Source organism: Comamonas sp. 4034 (assembly GCF_050434545.1).
In the GTDB taxonomy this organism is placed as follows: domain Bacteria; phylum Pseudomonadota; class Gammaproteobacteria; order Burkholderiales; family Burkholderiaceae_C; genus Comamonas; species Comamonas odontotermitis.
The window spans coordinates 226597-240325 of record NZ_JBNDIT010000005.1; the positions used below are offsets into that span (position 1 = coordinate 226597).

The following is a 13729-nucleotide window of genomic DNA, read 5'->3' on the forward strand; positions in this document are numbered from 1 at the left end:
GTTTGTGTTGTGAGCCGCATCCCACTTCTGGCTATCACCCAGGGCGATCCTGCCGGTATCGGCCCTGAGATCATCGCCAAGGCTTTCCGTGACGCGCCAGAGCGCCTGCGGGGGGCCTTTGCCGTCGGCGATGTGGCAACGCTGCGCCGCGCCGCGCAACTGCTGCAGGGGCCAGGCCGGTGCGCGTTGCCTGTCGCGGTGATCGCGGCTCCGCAGGATGCCCTGCATGTGCCTGCGCGTTGCCTGCCGGTGCTCCCGTTGCCCGGCCTGCCCGGCCCGCTGCCTTTTGGTCAGGTGCAGGCAGAGGCGGGACGCGCTGCTGCTGTCTGCGTGCAGTGGGCCGCGCGTGCCGCCTTGCGCGGAGAGATCGATGGCCTGGTGACGGCACCCCTGCACAAGGAGGCGCTGCATCTGGCGGGGGTGGATTTCCCCGGTCACACGGAACTTCTGCAGGCAGAAGCCGCGGCCCATGCCGGTGTGCCCATTGCACAGATGCCGGTGCGCATGATGCTGGCCAATGAATCGTTGCGCACCGTTCTGGTCAGTATTCATGTCTCCCTGCGCGACGCGATCGATGCGGTGACGAGCGCCAATGTACTGGAGACGCTGCGCATCACCCACGCAGCGCTTGAGAGGTCGCTGGGCCGTGCGCCGCGCATCGCTGTGGCAGGGCTGAATCCGCACGCAGGAGAGGCCGGCCACATGGGGCGTGAGGAGATCGAGCAGATTGCTCCGGCCGTTGCAGCGGCCCGGGCGCAAGGCATGGATGTGACGGGCCCCGAAGCGCCCGATACCGTCTTCATGCGCGCACGCAGTGCGCCGGGCAAGGTGGGCGAATTTGATGTGGTGGTGGCGATGTACCACGACCAGGGTCTGATTCCCGTGAAGTATCTGGGGCTGGAGCAGGGCGTCAATGTGACCCTGGGTCTGCCGCTGGTGCGTACCAGCCCGGACCATGGCACGGCGTTCGATATTGCGGGACAGGGCGTGGCGGACGCAGCAAGCCTGATCGAGGCGGTGAAGACGGCGCAACACTTGGTCGCGGTCTGAGATTTCGCGTTTTTTCTGCCTCTGGGCTGCTCGCCGACCACCGGCGGGAACGCAACGAATGGCCCGTGAAAAAAGAAAGCAGCCTCTCGGCTGCTTCTCTTTGCAAAATTTTGTACGAGCGATCTATATCGTTGCGAAAGATCAACGTTTCTGCTGCAAACTGTCGCGAATTTCACGCAGTAGCACGATGTCTTCAGCAGGTGCTGCAGGGGCCTCGGCAGGTGTTTCGCGCTTGAGGCGATTGATCTGCTTGACCATCAGGAAGATGATGAATGCCAGGATCAGGAAGTTGACCGCGACGGTGATGAAGTTGCCATAGGCAAACACCGGAATGCCCGCCTTTTTCAGCGCATCGAGCGTGCGTGGAATACCGTCGGGAACGGTGCCAAGCACTACGAAAAGATTGGAAAAATCCAGTTTGCCAAAGATCATGCCGACCAGCGGCATGATGAGGTCGTTCACAACCGAATCGACAATCTTGCCGAAGGCGCCACCGATGATCACACCGACGGCCAGATCCATCACATTGCCTTTAACCGCGAACTCGCGGAACTCCTTCATGAAGCTCATACCAGGCTCCTAGCATAAATAAACATGGGCTACAGTATCGCTCAGCTTCGAGGGTTTCGGCGCATTGCATGACAGGGGGCTCCATCCGTACAATCCGCCCAAAACCGAGATATAAGCCTTGATCAAGGAGCCCCATGAGTGATTCTTCCATCGACTCCAGTAAGCGGACGTGGCTGATAGCGTCAGGATGTGCAGGCGCAGTGGGTGGAGTTGCCACTGCAGTTCCCTTTGTCAGTTCTTTCCAGCCTTCGGAGAAGGCCAAGGCCGCCGGTGCAGCGGTCGAGGTGGATATCTCGGAGCTCAAGCCCGGCGAGAAGATCACTGCAGAGTGGCGCGGCAAGCCCATATGGATCATGCGCCGCACCCCGGAGCAATTGGCTGAATTGCCCAAGCTCGACGGCCAACTGGCCGATCCCAAATCAGAGCGTACGGCGTATCCCACGCCTGATTACGCCAAGAACGAAACCCGCTCCATCAAGCCCGATGTACTGGTCGTGATCGGTATCTGCACCCATCTGGGCTGCTCGCCGACCGACAAGCTGGCGCCTGGCCCGCAGCCATCACTGCCCGATGACTGGAAGGGCGGCTTTCTGTGCCCCTGCCACGGCTCGACATTCGACCTCGCTGGCCGCGTCTTCAAGAACAAGCCCGCACCCGATAACCTCGAAGTGCCAGCGCACATGTATCTCTCGGATACCAGGCTGCTGATCGGCGAAGACAAAAAGGCATAAGGAGGCGGCATGGCACACGAATTCAAGGACATATCGCCCAATGCCTCCATTGGCGCCAAGGCGAGCAACTGGCTGGAAAACCGTTTTCCCACGGCTTTTGATGCCTATCGCGTTCACATGTCGGAGTACTACGCTCCGAAAAACTTCAATTTCTGGTACATCTTTGGCTCCCTGGCGCTCCTGGTGCTGGTGATTCAAATCGTCACCGGCATCTTCCTGGTGATGCATTACAAGCCAGACGCCAATCCGGTGGGTGGCGTGATTGGTGCGCCAGCCGTGGCTTTTGCCTCGGTCGAGTACATCATGCGCGACGTGCCCTGGGGCTGGCTGATCCGCACCATGCACTCCACGGGGGCCTCGGCCTTCTTCGTTGTGGTGTACCTGCACATGTTCCGTGGCCTTTTGTACGGCAGCTATCGCAAGCCGCGCGAGCTGGTCTGGATCTTTGGCTGCGCCATCTTCCTGTGCCTGATGGCAGAGGCCTTCATGGGCTATCTGTTGCCCTGGGGTCAGATGTCGTATTGGGGCGCGCAGGTGATCGTGAACCTGTTCTCGGCCATTCCCTTCATCGGCCCTGATCTGGCGCTGCTGATTCGTGGTGACTATGTGGTCGGCGATGCCACGCTGAATCGCTTCTTCAGCTTCCACGTGATTGCCGTGCCGCTGGTGCTGCTCGGCCTGGTGGTGGCCCACTTGCTGGCTTTGCACGATGTGGGATCAAACAACCCGGATGGCATCGAGATCAAGGGGCCCAAGGCGGCCAAGGATGCCAAGGGCAATCCGCTCGATGGCATTCCTTTCCACCCTTACTACACGGTGCACGACATCTTCGGTGTGGCTGTTTTCCTGTTCATCTTCTCGGCCATCGTGTTCTTTGCGCCGGAGATGGGGGGGTATTTCCTCGAATACAACAACTTCATTCCGGCCGACCCATTGAAGACGCCGAACCACATTGCACCCGTGTGGTACTTCACGCCGTTCTATTCGATGCTGCGAGCCATCACCAGCGAAATGATGGTTGCGCTCTCGGCCATCCTCATCATTGCCGTTGCCTTTGTCTGCGTGAAGACGCGCATGGCTGGTGCCCTCAAGGGCCTGCTGATTGCCGTGGCTGTCGTGGTGCTGGCGCTGTTCGGTGCCTTTGCCTTTACGGGCATCAAGGCGCTGTCGGGGATTGACGCCAAGTTTTGGGGTGTGGTGGTGATGGGTCTGGCAGTCATCATCCTGTTCTTCCTGCCCTGGCTTGATCACAGCCCGGTCAAGTCGATCCGCTACCGCCCGCACTGGCACAAATATGTGTACGCGGTGTTCGTGGTCAATTTCATCGTGTTGGCGTATCTGGGAGTACAGCCTCCATCGCCCATTGGCGAAAAAGTCTCACAGGTGGGTACCTTGTTCTATTTTGGTTTCTTCCTGCTGATGCCTTGGTGGAGCCGCAAGGGAACGCCCAAACCGGTGCCTGACCGGGTTACCTTTCATGCGCACTGAGCCCGGGAGAGCATCACGATGAAAAAAATAATTCTTTCCACCTTGCTGGCCGTTGGTGTCTGGATGGGGGCAGCCCCGGTGCAGGCCTCTGAAGGCGGTGTTGCCTGGGACAAGTTCAAGGTCGATACCACCGATACGGCATCCTTGCAAAGCGGCGCCAAGCTGTTTGTCAACTACTGCCTGAGCTGCCACTCCGCCTCGTTCATGCGCTACAACCGCCTCAAGGACATTGGCCTGACCGAGCAGCAGATCAAGGACAATCTGCTTCTGACCACCGACAAGGTGGGCGAGACCATGAAGGCGGCCATTGATCCCAAACAGGCCAAGGAGTGGTTTGGGGCCAATCCGCCTGATCTGACCTTGATTGCGCGTTCGCGTGCCGGCAGCCAGGGCACGGGGGCAGACTACCTCTACACCTTCCTGCGGACTTTCTACAAGGACGACACCAAGGCCACAGGCTGGAACAACATGGCCTTTCCGTCTGTAGGCATGCCGCATGTGCTGTGGGAGCTGCAGGGTGTGCGCACACCGGTGTATGAGGAGGTGGAGGAACACGGCCACAAGGTGCAGCTGTTCAAGGGATGGAATCAAGTGACCCCCGGCAAGATGAGTTCAGCAGAATTCGATAAAAATGTGGGTAATTTGGTGAACTATCTACAATGGATGGGTGACCCCAGCCAGAACACCCGCGTTCGTGTGGGTGTTTGGGTGCTGATCTTCTTGCTGGGTCTGATCCTCATCACCTGGCGCCTGAATGCAGCGTTCTGGAAAGATGTGAAGTAATCACTGTTTTTGCGAGCAGCCAGGCCCGGCCCTGTTTTCAGGGCTTGAATTCTGGTTGCCGATTTGTGTAGAGTGGGCGGCATTGACTGCTACCCACTCTTTTTGATTTTAGGAGCCTTCCACCATGATGGTGCTTTATTCGGGAACGACCTGCCCTTTCTCCCACCGCTGCCGCTTTGTGCTGTTTGAGAAGGGAATGGACTTCGAAATCCGTGATGTGGACCTGTTCAACAAGCCCGAAGACATCAGCGTGATGAATCCCTATGGGCAAGTGCCCATTCTGGTGGAACGCGATCTGATCCTGTACGAATCGAACATCATCAACGAGTACATTGACGAGCGCTTCCCGCATCCCCAGCTGATGCCCGGTGACCCTGTGGAGCGTGCCCGTGTGCGCCTGTTCCTGCTGAACTTCGAAAAAGAGCTATTCACCCACGTGCACACGCTCGAAGAGCGTGCGGCCAAGGGCAATGAAAAGGCGCTGGAAAAGGCACGTTCGCAAATTCGTGACCGCCTGACGCAGATGGCACCAGTGTTCCTGAAGAACAAGTTCATTCTGGGCGAGAACTTCTCCATGCTGGATGTGGCTATTGCTCCGCTGCTGTGGCGCCTGGACTACTACGGCATTGAACTGTCGAAGAATGCCGCGCCTCTGCTCAAGTACGCCGAGCGTATTTTCTCGCGCCCTGCCTACATTGAGGCACTGACGCCTTCGGAAAAGGTGATGCGCAAGTAATGATCGCCTGGCCCGGCTTGGCGGCCGGGCTCCCCGAGCTGGCCTTGCGCGGCTGCCCGGGCGACAAGCAGAAAGTGCCGAATGAGTGAAATCCAGACAACCTCGACCCAGCCCTACCTGATCCGCGCCTGGGTGGAGTGGTGCAACGACAACGGGCTCACGCCTTATCTGAGCGTGCGGGTGGACAAGACCGTGCAGGTGCCGCGCGAATTTGTCAAAGATGGTGAAATCGTGCTCAACATCAGCTACGACGCCACCAATGCGCTCAAGCTGGGCAATGACTACATTGAGTTCACTGCCCGTTTTGGCGGTGTGCCGCGTGAAATCATGGTGCCAGTCAGCCGCGTCATTGCCATTTTTGCGCGTGAAACCGGCCAGGGTATGGGCTTTCCGCCACCAGAGGATCTGTTGGACGACGACGCAGATATTGCAATACAGGCATTGCAAGGTTCGGCTGATGAGGAGGATGTCTCCGATGCTTCGGCTTCCTCGCCGCCGGTGATGCAGGTCGTATCGTCCAGTGACGACACGGCTCCGCCCGAGGGCGATGGACCAAGCAAGCCCCCCAAGGCTGGCAAACCTTCGCTCAAGTTGGTGAAATAGGCAGAATTCGGCTTTTTTGCGCGCTTTCGCGTATAGAATGCCGAATGTTGCCGATTTAGCTCAGTTGGTAGAGCAACCGCCTTGTAAGCGGTAGGTCATCAGTTCGATTCCGATAATCGGCACCATCCCAATTCCAGGGCCTGCATTGCGATGCAGGCCTTTTTTATTGCCTAAATGGGTCTTTGGCGATGATGGGTGCACGCAGAATGCTACTGATTTAATAGTAGGTGGAGGGGCGATTTGTCCCTTGGCCCAGCACTTTCAGCCGGATGTCGGCCGTTGGATAGCCTTTGACGCGCAAGTGTGCGGCCATGGCGGGGACCAGCTGCTTGAGCTTGGCGGCGCAGGCATTGTTGGCCACCAGCAGGCACCATTGATCCCCGTCAATGGGGCCGGGTTTGATGGAGGGGCGCAGCATCGGAGGCACCAGGAACTCCACCAGCTTGTAGCGGGTGGAGGATTCGCGTGTCAGCGCGGCCAGGCTGGCGAGTGTTGGCGCTTCGCTGGCGGCTTGTTCGACGGTGATGGCGTAATGCCTGCGGTTGGAGGGTGTCATAGGTTGTGCGCTGGCAGATGACCATGGATTGGCGCAGCTGCCACGACGTATTCTAGTCAGGGTTGTAGAATGTTTTATTTGGCAGGTGGTGCAGCCGGTATTGAATCCGGGTGCATAGTCTCCATCTGACACAACACTAATCACTAGGAATTCCGGTCGCGCGGCGGAGTTGGCACCAGTGCTGATTTGCGCCGCGTGGTTTTGTTCGCATGGCAACCAATTTCTTCACCAAAATTTTTGGCAGTCGCAATGATCGCCTGCTCAAGCAATACCGCAAGGTCGTGGCGCGCATCAATGCGATGGAGCCAGAGTACGAAAAGCTGAGCGACGAGCAATTGCGCCAGAAAACCCAGGAATTCAAGGACCGCATTGCCGGGGGCGAATCGCTGGACAACATCCTGCCGGAAGCGTTTGCCGTGGTCCGCGAGGGTTCCAAGCGCGTGATGAAGATGCGCCACTTCGATGTGCAGATGCTGGGCGGCATGGCCCTGCACTACGGCAAGATTGCTGAAATGCGCACAGGTGAGGGCAAGACGCTGACCGGTACCTTGCCGGTGTACCTGAATGCGCTGGCAGGCAACGGCGTGCATGTGGTGACCGTGAATGATTACCTGGCCACACGCGATGCGACCTGGATGGGTCGCCTCTACAACTTCCTGGGGCTGTCGGTGGGCATCAACCTGTCGCAATTGCCCAAGCATGAAAAGCAGGCTGCCTACAACGCAGACATCACCTACGGTACCAACAACGAATACGGCTTTGACTACCTGCGCGACAACATGGTGCAGGACAAGACGGAGCGCGTGCAGCGCCATTTGAATTTCGCCATCGTTGACGAGGTGGACTCGATCCTGATCGACGAGGCCCGCACCCCATTGATCATTTCCGGCCAGGCCGAAGACCATACGGCGGCCTATCTGGCCATGCGCACCGTGGTGCCGCTGCTCACCCGCCAGGAAGGCGAAGCCGACCCGCGTACGGGTGAAGGCGTCACCAAACCGGGCGATTTCACGGTCGATGAAAAGGGCCACCAGATCAATCTGACCGAAGCGGGCTATGAGGCCGCCGAGCGTATTCTGGCCGAGAAGGGCCTGATCGCTGAAGGCGCTTCGCTGTACGACCCCACCAACATCACCCTGGTGCACCAGTTGTTTGCGGCGCTGCGCGCCGAGCACCTCTACCATCGCGACCAGCACTATGTGGTGCAGAACGGCGAAGTGGTGATCGTGGACGAGTTCACCGGCCGTCTGATGTCGGGCCGCCGCTGGAGCGAAGGCCTGCACCAGGCTGTGGAGGCCAAGGAAGGCGTGGAGATCCAGGCCGAGAACCAGACGCTGGCTTCGATCACCTTCCAGAATTACTTCCGCCTGTACGCCAAGCTGGGTGGCATGACGGGTACGGCCGATACAGAAGCCTATGAGTTCCAGGAGATCTACGGTCTTGAGACCGTGGTGATTCCGCCGAATCGCCCCAGCAAACGTGATGACCAGCTCGACCGTGTCTACAAGACCACGCCCGAAAAATACATGGCCGCCATTGCCGACATCCGCGAGTGCTACGAGCGCGGCCAGCCGGTGCTGGTGGGCACCACCTCGATCGAAAACTCGGAAATCATCGACGAGCTTCTGAAGAAGGAAAACCTGCCGCACCAGGTGCTCAACGCCAAGCAGCACGAGCGCGAGGCCGACATCATTGCCCAGGCAGGCCGCCCCGGCATGATCACCATCGCCACCAACATGGCTGGCCGTGGTACCGACATCGTGCTGGGTGGCAACATCGAAAAGCAGATTGCCGCCATCGAGTCCGACGAATCGCTGTCCGAGTCGGAGCGCAAGAGCAAGGTAGAAGCCCTGCGCGCCGAGTGGAAGCTGGAGCATGACAAGGTGACCGAACTGGGTGGTCTGCGCATCATTGCGACGGAGCGCCACGAATCGCGCCGTATTGACAACCAGTTGCGCGGCCGTGCAGGCCGTCAGGGCGACAAGGGCTCTTCGCGCTTCTATCTTTCGCTGGACGACCAGTTGATGCGCATTTTCGCGGGCGACCGGGTCAAGGCCATCATGGAACGCCTGAAGATGCCCGATGGCGAAGCCATTGAAGCAGGTATCGTGACCCGCTCCATCGAAAGCGCACAGCGCAAGGTGGAAGCGCGCAACTTCGACATGCGCAAGCAGCTGCTGGAATACGATGACGTGGCCAATGACCAGCGCAAGGTCATCTACCAGCAGCGCAATGAAATTCTGGACTCCGCTGATCTGTCGCCCATGATCGACGGCATGCGCGACAGCACTCTGGCCGACATTGTGCGCCAGTATGTGCCCGAGCAGTCGATGGAAGAGCAGTGGGACCTGCCGGGCCTGGAGAAGGCGCTGCGCGAAGAGATGCAGATCGACTTGCCACTGGCGCAACTGCTGGACGGCTCCGAATCGCTGACCGACGAAGAGATCGAGGAAAAGGTCGTCGCCGAAGGCGCGCGCATCTTCAGCAGCAAGCTGGAGCAGGCGGGCAAGGAAAACTTCATGCAGTTCATGCGTGCCGTGCTGCTGCAGACGCTGGATTCCTCGTGGCGTGACCACCTGGCTGCATTGGATTATCTGCGCCAGGGCATCCATCTGCGCGGCTATGCGCAAAAGCAACCCAAGCAGGAGTACAAGCGCGAAGCATTCGAGCTGTTCCGCCAGCTGATCGACCACGTCAAGAGTCAGGTCACGCGCGTGATGATGCAGGTGCAGATCCGCTCGCCCGAGCAGCTTGACGAAGCCACTGAACAGCTGGAGCAAAGCAATGCCCGCACCAGCGTCCACTACAGTGGTGCGGAGGAGCCCTCGGCGGAAGAGGCGGAAGCCATGGAGCCGCTGGCGCTGCCCGAGGGCATGCGCGTGGGCCGCAACGATCCCTGCCCGTGCGGCAGCGGCAAACGTTTCAAGCTCTGCCACGGTAAACTCGCTTGACACTGTAATGCTGTAGAAGACGGGCTTTGACAGGTGCAGAGCCCGTTTTTTCTTGGTTTTTCCCTTCTTTCTCATTCATTTTTGAAAGACTGACATGCCCGTCAATTTGAAAGCCCCTGTGGCGCAGGATCTGGCACCGATCGCAGGTGTTCGCATTGGTGTGACGGAGGCCGGTGTGCGCAAGGCCAACCGCAAGGATCTGACCGTATTTCTGCTCGATGAAGGCAGCCACGTGGCCGGGGTGTTCACCAAAAACCGTTTCTGTGCGGCGCCCGTGCAGATCTGTCGCGAGCACCTGGCAGTGCAGGGCGCCATTCGAGCCATGGTCATCAACACAGGCAACGCCAATGCAGGCACGGGTACGGACGGGCTGGCCCGTGCCAACGCCACCTGCGACGCACTGGCCGGCTTGCTGAAAATCGATGCCAAACAGGTATTGCCGTTCTCGACCGGCGTCATCATGGAGCCGCTGCCGGTGGACCGTATCACTGCGGGCCTGCCCGCCGCCATCGCAGACGCTCAGCCTGGCAATTGGGCCAAGGCGGCTGAGGGCATCATGACGACCGACACCATTGCCAAGGCCTTTTCTGCCAAGGCCGTGGTGGGCGGGAAGACGGTGCATGTCACCGGCATCAGCAAGGGGGCCGGCATGATCCGCCCCAACATGGCAACCATGCTGAGCTTTCTGGCAACGGATGCCGCCATTGATGCGGCACTGCTGCCCGCGCTGGCCAAACAACTGGCAGACCAGTCCTTCAACCGCATCACAATTGATGGCGACACGTCGACCAATGACTCGTTTGTTGTGGTTGCCACCAACCAGGCTGGCAATGCGGCGGTGACCGACTGGAACAGCGCCGACGGGCAGGCCTTGATGGCTGCATTGCGCGATGTTGCGCAGAAGCTGGCGCAGGCCATTGTGCGCGATGGTGAAGGGGCTACCAAGTTCATCCAGATCGAGGTGGAGCAGGGCCGCACCGAGGAAGAATGCCGCCAGGTGGCCTATGCGATTGCCCATTCGCCACTGGTCAAAACCGCCTTTTTCGCCAGCGACCCCAACCTGGGCCGCATTCTGGCCGCCGTGGGCTATGCCGGCATTGAAGACCTGGACCAGACCAGGATCGAGCTGTACCTGGACGATGTGCATGTGGCTACCAAGGGCGGTCGCAACCCATCCTACGAAGAAGCCGATGGCCAGCGCGTGATGAAGCAGCAGGAAATCATCGTGCGTGTACAGCTGGGCCGTGGCGCAGCCAATACCACCGTGTGGACCTGCGACCTGAGCCACGACTACGTCAGCATCAACGCCGACTATCGCTCCTGAGCAGTGCAGCCAGCACCTGCGGATCCCGGCCTGGCCGCCCCTCTGTAGTGGGAAAGGCAGCCTCCGCAGCTTGCGACATACCACCAAGGGCCTACGGGCCCTTTGTACTTTGTATTGTGGTATTTTTAAGCGTTATTGCGTTCTGGCGCCTACCCGTCAAGCGCTGGTAGCTATTGAAAATATAGTAAATCGGAGACAGATACCGTGTCCTTGGATTCCTCTTTTTCTCCATTGGAGCGTCTGGTGGTGCGTGCCGAGCAACTGATGCAGCGTATCGAGGCGGTGCTGCCGCAGGCGCTCCAGGCCCCGGCCGACTGGAATGACGCGATTGCCTGGCGCTACCGCAAGCGCGCCAACGGCTGCGGTGTGCTGGAGCCGGTGCGCCACGTAGGGGCCATGCAATTGAGTGATTTGCAGAACATTGATGTTCAGAAAGACAAGATTGCGCGCAATACCGAGCAGTTTGTGCAAGGGCGAACGGCCAACAACGTGTTGCTGACGGGTGCGCGCGGCACGGGCAAGTCCTCGTTGATCCGTGCCTGCCTGCACAGCTACGCTCCCCAGGGGCTGCGCCTGATCGAGGTGGACAAGGCCGACCTGACCGATTTGCCCGATATTGTGGATGTGGTGGCGGGCCGCCCCGAGAAGTTCATCATTTATTGCGATGACCTGAGCTTTGAAGAGGGCGAGCCCGGCTACAAGGCGATGAAATCGATCCTGGATGGCTCGGTGAGCGCTGCCACGCCCAACGTGCTGGTCTACGCCACAAGCAACCGGCGCCACCTGCTGCCTGAATACATGACGGACAACCTGGCGCAGCAAAAGGGCGAGAACGGCGAAATCCACCCGGGTGAAGTGGTGGAAGAGAAGATTTCGCTGTCGGAGCGCTTTGGCCTGTGGGTGAGCTTCTACCCCTTCAGCCAGGATGAGTACCTGCGTGTGGTGGCCCAGTGGCTGTCGGCGCTGGGCGTGCCTGCGGACGAGATTGAAGCATCCCGGCCAGAGGCGCTGGTCTGGGCGCTGGAGCGTGGATCGCGCAGCGGCCGGGTGGCGCACCAGTTTGCACGCGATTGGGCGGGGCGCGGAGCCAACCGCCAGGCGGAAGGCCGAGCCCGCATTGCCGACGTGGCAGATCTGGGCGAAGAGGCTGAAGAAGATTGAACAGAAATTGGGTGAAAAGTGACTGAGTTATCCACAACTGGCGCAGAGCCACGCAAATACACGGAAGTGGCCGTGGGCGTGCTGATCCGCGAGAGCGACAACGCCCTGCTGATCACCAGCCGCCCGGCGGGCAAGCCGCGTGCGGGCTGGTGGGAGTTTCCCGGCGGCAAGCTGGAAGAAGGTGAGACGGTGGAGCAGGCCTTGCGCCGGGAGTTGCAGGAGGAGCTGGGTATCACCATTGCCAACTGCATCGCCTGGAAGGTGACGGAGCATAGCTACACGCACGCGCTGGTGCGCCTGCATTGGTGCAAGGTAACGCAATGGACGGGCGAATTCGAGATGCGCGAAGGCCAGCAGATGTCTTGGCAACAGTTGCCGCTGACCGTGCGGCCGGTGCTGGAGGGATCTTTTCCGGTACTGCAATGGCTGAGCGAAGAGCGCGGGCTGCCGTTTGATGTGGCGCAGTACGCCAATGCAGCCCTGGTGGAAGGGCAGTAACCGGGCACGCTATGCACCAGAATGCAGTGAGTGGTGCATCAAAACATATAGCTGATGGTGCTTGCTGTTACTTGGATTGAGATAGGTAATACAGTCAATGCCAATGTAGCCAAGCGCTTTCAGCTCTCTTTTTGGCAGAAGCCCCGGTGAATCCGTTTGCGTGGCGCCCTTGCGATGACTCGATTCGGCTAGTCTTCGTGGCGCGGGTCGCCATATTGCGCATCCAGCGGCGGAGATTCGGCGGGCACGCGAAAATCCTCATTGCCCCAGGCTCCCAGGTCAATCATCTTGCATCGTTCGCTGCAGAACGGGCGGAATCGGTTGCTCTTGGCAAAACTGGAGGGGCCGCCGCACTGGGGGCAGGTGATGGCTGGGGTGGCGTGGTCCGTGGTCATACTCATGCAGTGATTGTAGGCGGGGCCACTCAACCATTGCTGAGGCGTATGCTTTTAGAAAACCATAGCAATCAGCACATATCAGCTGTACGCTGCAGCCAGTTTTCAGCAAAAAATCAATCGATCAAGCGCACAGCACCATTTCATACTGACCGTCCTGCTGGGTGAGCACCATCTGGCCGTTGTCGGCCTTGTGCAGCATGCGGATCGAGATCATCAGCCGGTTGCCGCTGATTTCGGGCACCAGAGCGGCTTCCGGGTCGAGCCGCAGGCGCAGTAACTGGTAGGTGCGGCCTTGGGGCAGGTTTTGCTGGAACTGCCCGCGGATGGTGGCAATACGCTGTGGGGTGCCGGAATCGCGAAACAGCTTGAGCAACAGAAAGAGTGCACCTGCCAGTGGCGCAAAAGGCTCGGTCCAGCGTTGCAGATCTGCGCGTCGCAATTCGCTGTCCGCATGCAGCCAGGTGTGGTAGCTGGGCAGGTCAAAAGTGCAGGTGCCACCCGGGATGCCCGAACGGTTGCGGATGGCCATCAGCCACTCGTTCTCGATCAGCAACTGGCTGGGCTTGCCGTTTTGCTCGCGCAACTGTGTGTGGGCACTGTCCAGTTGGGCAATGACCTTGTCGAGCATGTCGACGGCAATCATGGGGCTGGCACGGTAGGCGTTGAACTGCTGGCGCTGGCGTTCCAGGTCCTTGAGCAGGTCGGCCTTCAGATCGGTGCGCGAGGCCACATCCATGATCTCGAACAGCGTGGTGATGGCGAAATGGTGGTCAACATCGGTGCTGCGTTGCAGAAGTACATCCAACCGGCGCAACAGATACTCCAACCGGAGGTAGGAGCGTACGCGTTCGTTAAATGGGTACTCGTAAACAATCACAGA

General features: G+C 59.4%; 14 protein-coding genes and 1 tRNA gene. 11 read left to right on the top strand and 4 right to left on the bottom strand.

Features of this window, described 5'->3' with window-relative positions; translation table 11 throughout:
- Window positions 1-18 precede the first annotated feature (18 nt).
- Window positions 19-1050, top strand: coding sequence for a 4-hydroxythreonine-4-phosphate dehydrogenase PdxA (gene pdxA, locus ABIE32_RS07810; RefSeq protein ID WP_429015144.1), 1032 nt, complete (start codon window positions 19-21; stop codon window positions 1048-1050).
- A 141-nt stretch (window positions 1051-1191) separates the two neighbouring features.
- Here the strand turns inward: pdxA and mscL are convergent, their stop codons facing one another.
- Window positions 1192-1620 (bottom strand): large conductance mechanosensitive channel protein MscL, encoded by a 429-nt coding sequence (gene mscL / locus ABIE32_RS07815; protein ID WP_224150184.1) that lies wholly within the window; start codon window positions 1618-1620, stop codon window positions 1192-1194.
- Window positions 1621-1754: 134 nt separating this feature from the next.
- Between mscL and petA the strand changes: the two genes are divergently transcribed.
- The 6 genes from petA to ABIE32_RS07845 all read left to right on the top strand — a co-directional run bounded on the left by petA (window position 1755) and on the right by ABIE32_RS07845 (window position 6086).
- On the top strand, window positions 1755-2351 hold the full coding sequence (gene petA / locus ABIE32_RS07820; protein ID WP_224150183.1) for a ubiquinol-cytochrome c reductase iron-sulfur subunit: 597 nt from the start codon (window positions 1755-1757) through the stop codon (window positions 2349-2351).
- Between the two features lie 9 nt (window positions 2352-2360).
- Entirely contained in the window at window positions 2361-3839 is a 1479-nt protein-coding gene (locus ABIE32_RS07825; protein ID WP_429015094.1) for a cytochrome b, read from the top strand.
- Window positions 3840-3857: 18 nt separating this feature from the next.
- Complete coding sequence (locus ABIE32_RS07830) at window positions 3858-4622, top strand: cytochrome c1 (RefSeq protein WP_429015096.1); 765 nt, start codon at window positions 3858-3860, stop codon at window positions 4620-4622.
- A 124-nt stretch (window positions 4623-4746) separates the two neighbouring features.
- Window positions 4747-5358, top strand: coding sequence for a glutathione S-transferase N-terminal domain-containing protein (locus ABIE32_RS07835; protein ID WP_184707100.1), 612 nt, complete (start codon window positions 4747-4749; stop codon window positions 5356-5358).
- An 81-nt stretch (window positions 5359-5439) separates the two neighbouring features.
- Window positions 5440-5961, top strand: a complete 522-nt coding sequence (locus ABIE32_RS07840) for a ClpXP protease specificity-enhancing factor (protein ID WP_429015098.1) — start codon at window positions 5440-5442, stop codon at window positions 5959-5961.
- 49 nt (window positions 5962-6010) lie between these two features.
- Window positions 6011-6086, top strand: a tRNA-Thr gene (locus ABIE32_RS07845).
- 92 nt (window positions 6087-6178) lie between these two features.
- Here ABIE32_RS07845 and ABIE32_RS07850 read toward each other — a convergent pair.
- Window positions 6179-6517: a hypothetical protein gene (locus ABIE32_RS07850; protein ID WP_429015100.1), complete on the bottom strand. Its 339-nt coding sequence runs from the start codon at window positions 6515-6517 to the stop codon at window positions 6179-6181.
- A gap of 209 nt (window positions 6518-6726) precedes the next feature.
- Here ABIE32_RS07850 and secA point away from each other — a divergent pair, with 209 nt between their 5' ends.
- The 4 genes from secA (at window position 6727) to ABIE32_RS07870 (ending at window position 12451) form a co-directional block, all read left to right on the top strand.
- Window positions 6727-9468: a preprotein translocase subunit SecA gene (gene secA / locus ABIE32_RS07855; RefSeq protein WP_224150178.1), complete on the top strand. Its 2742-nt coding sequence runs from the start codon at window positions 6727-6729 to the stop codon at window positions 9466-9468.
- A gap of 94 nt (window positions 9469-9562) precedes the next feature.
- Complete coding sequence (argJ, locus tag ABIE32_RS07860) at window positions 9563-10792, top strand: bifunctional glutamate N-acetyltransferase/amino-acid acetyltransferase ArgJ (RefSeq protein WP_429015102.1); 1230 nt, start codon at window positions 9563-9565, stop codon at window positions 10790-10792.
- A gap of 264 nt (window positions 10793-11056) precedes the next feature.
- Window positions 11057-11953: an ATP-binding protein gene (locus tag ABIE32_RS07865; protein ID WP_429015146.1), complete on the top strand. Its 897-nt coding sequence runs from the start codon at window positions 11057-11059 to the stop codon at window positions 11951-11953.
- An 18-nt stretch (window positions 11954-11971) separates the two neighbouring features.
- The gene (locus tag ABIE32_RS07870) at window positions 11972-12451 is read left to right on the top strand and encodes an NUDIX domain-containing protein (protein ID WP_429015103.1); all 480 of its coding nucleotides are present in this window, start codon (window positions 11972-11974) and stop codon (window positions 12449-12451) included.
- Window positions 12452-12639: 188 nt separating this feature from the next.
- Here ABIE32_RS07870 and ABIE32_RS07875 read toward each other — a convergent pair whose 3' ends face one another.
- Entirely contained in the window at window positions 12640-12852 is a 213-nt protein-coding gene (locus tag ABIE32_RS07875) for a DNA gyrase inhibitor YacG (protein ID WP_377779952.1), read from the bottom strand.
- Between the two features lie 118 nt (window positions 12853-12970).
- Window positions 12971-13726 (bottom strand): cell division protein ZapD, encoded by a 756-nt coding sequence (gene zapD, locus ABIE32_RS07880; protein ID WP_429015105.1) that lies wholly within the window; start codon window positions 13724-13726, stop codon window positions 12971-12973.
- Between the last annotated feature and the right edge of the window lie 3 nt (window positions 13727-13729).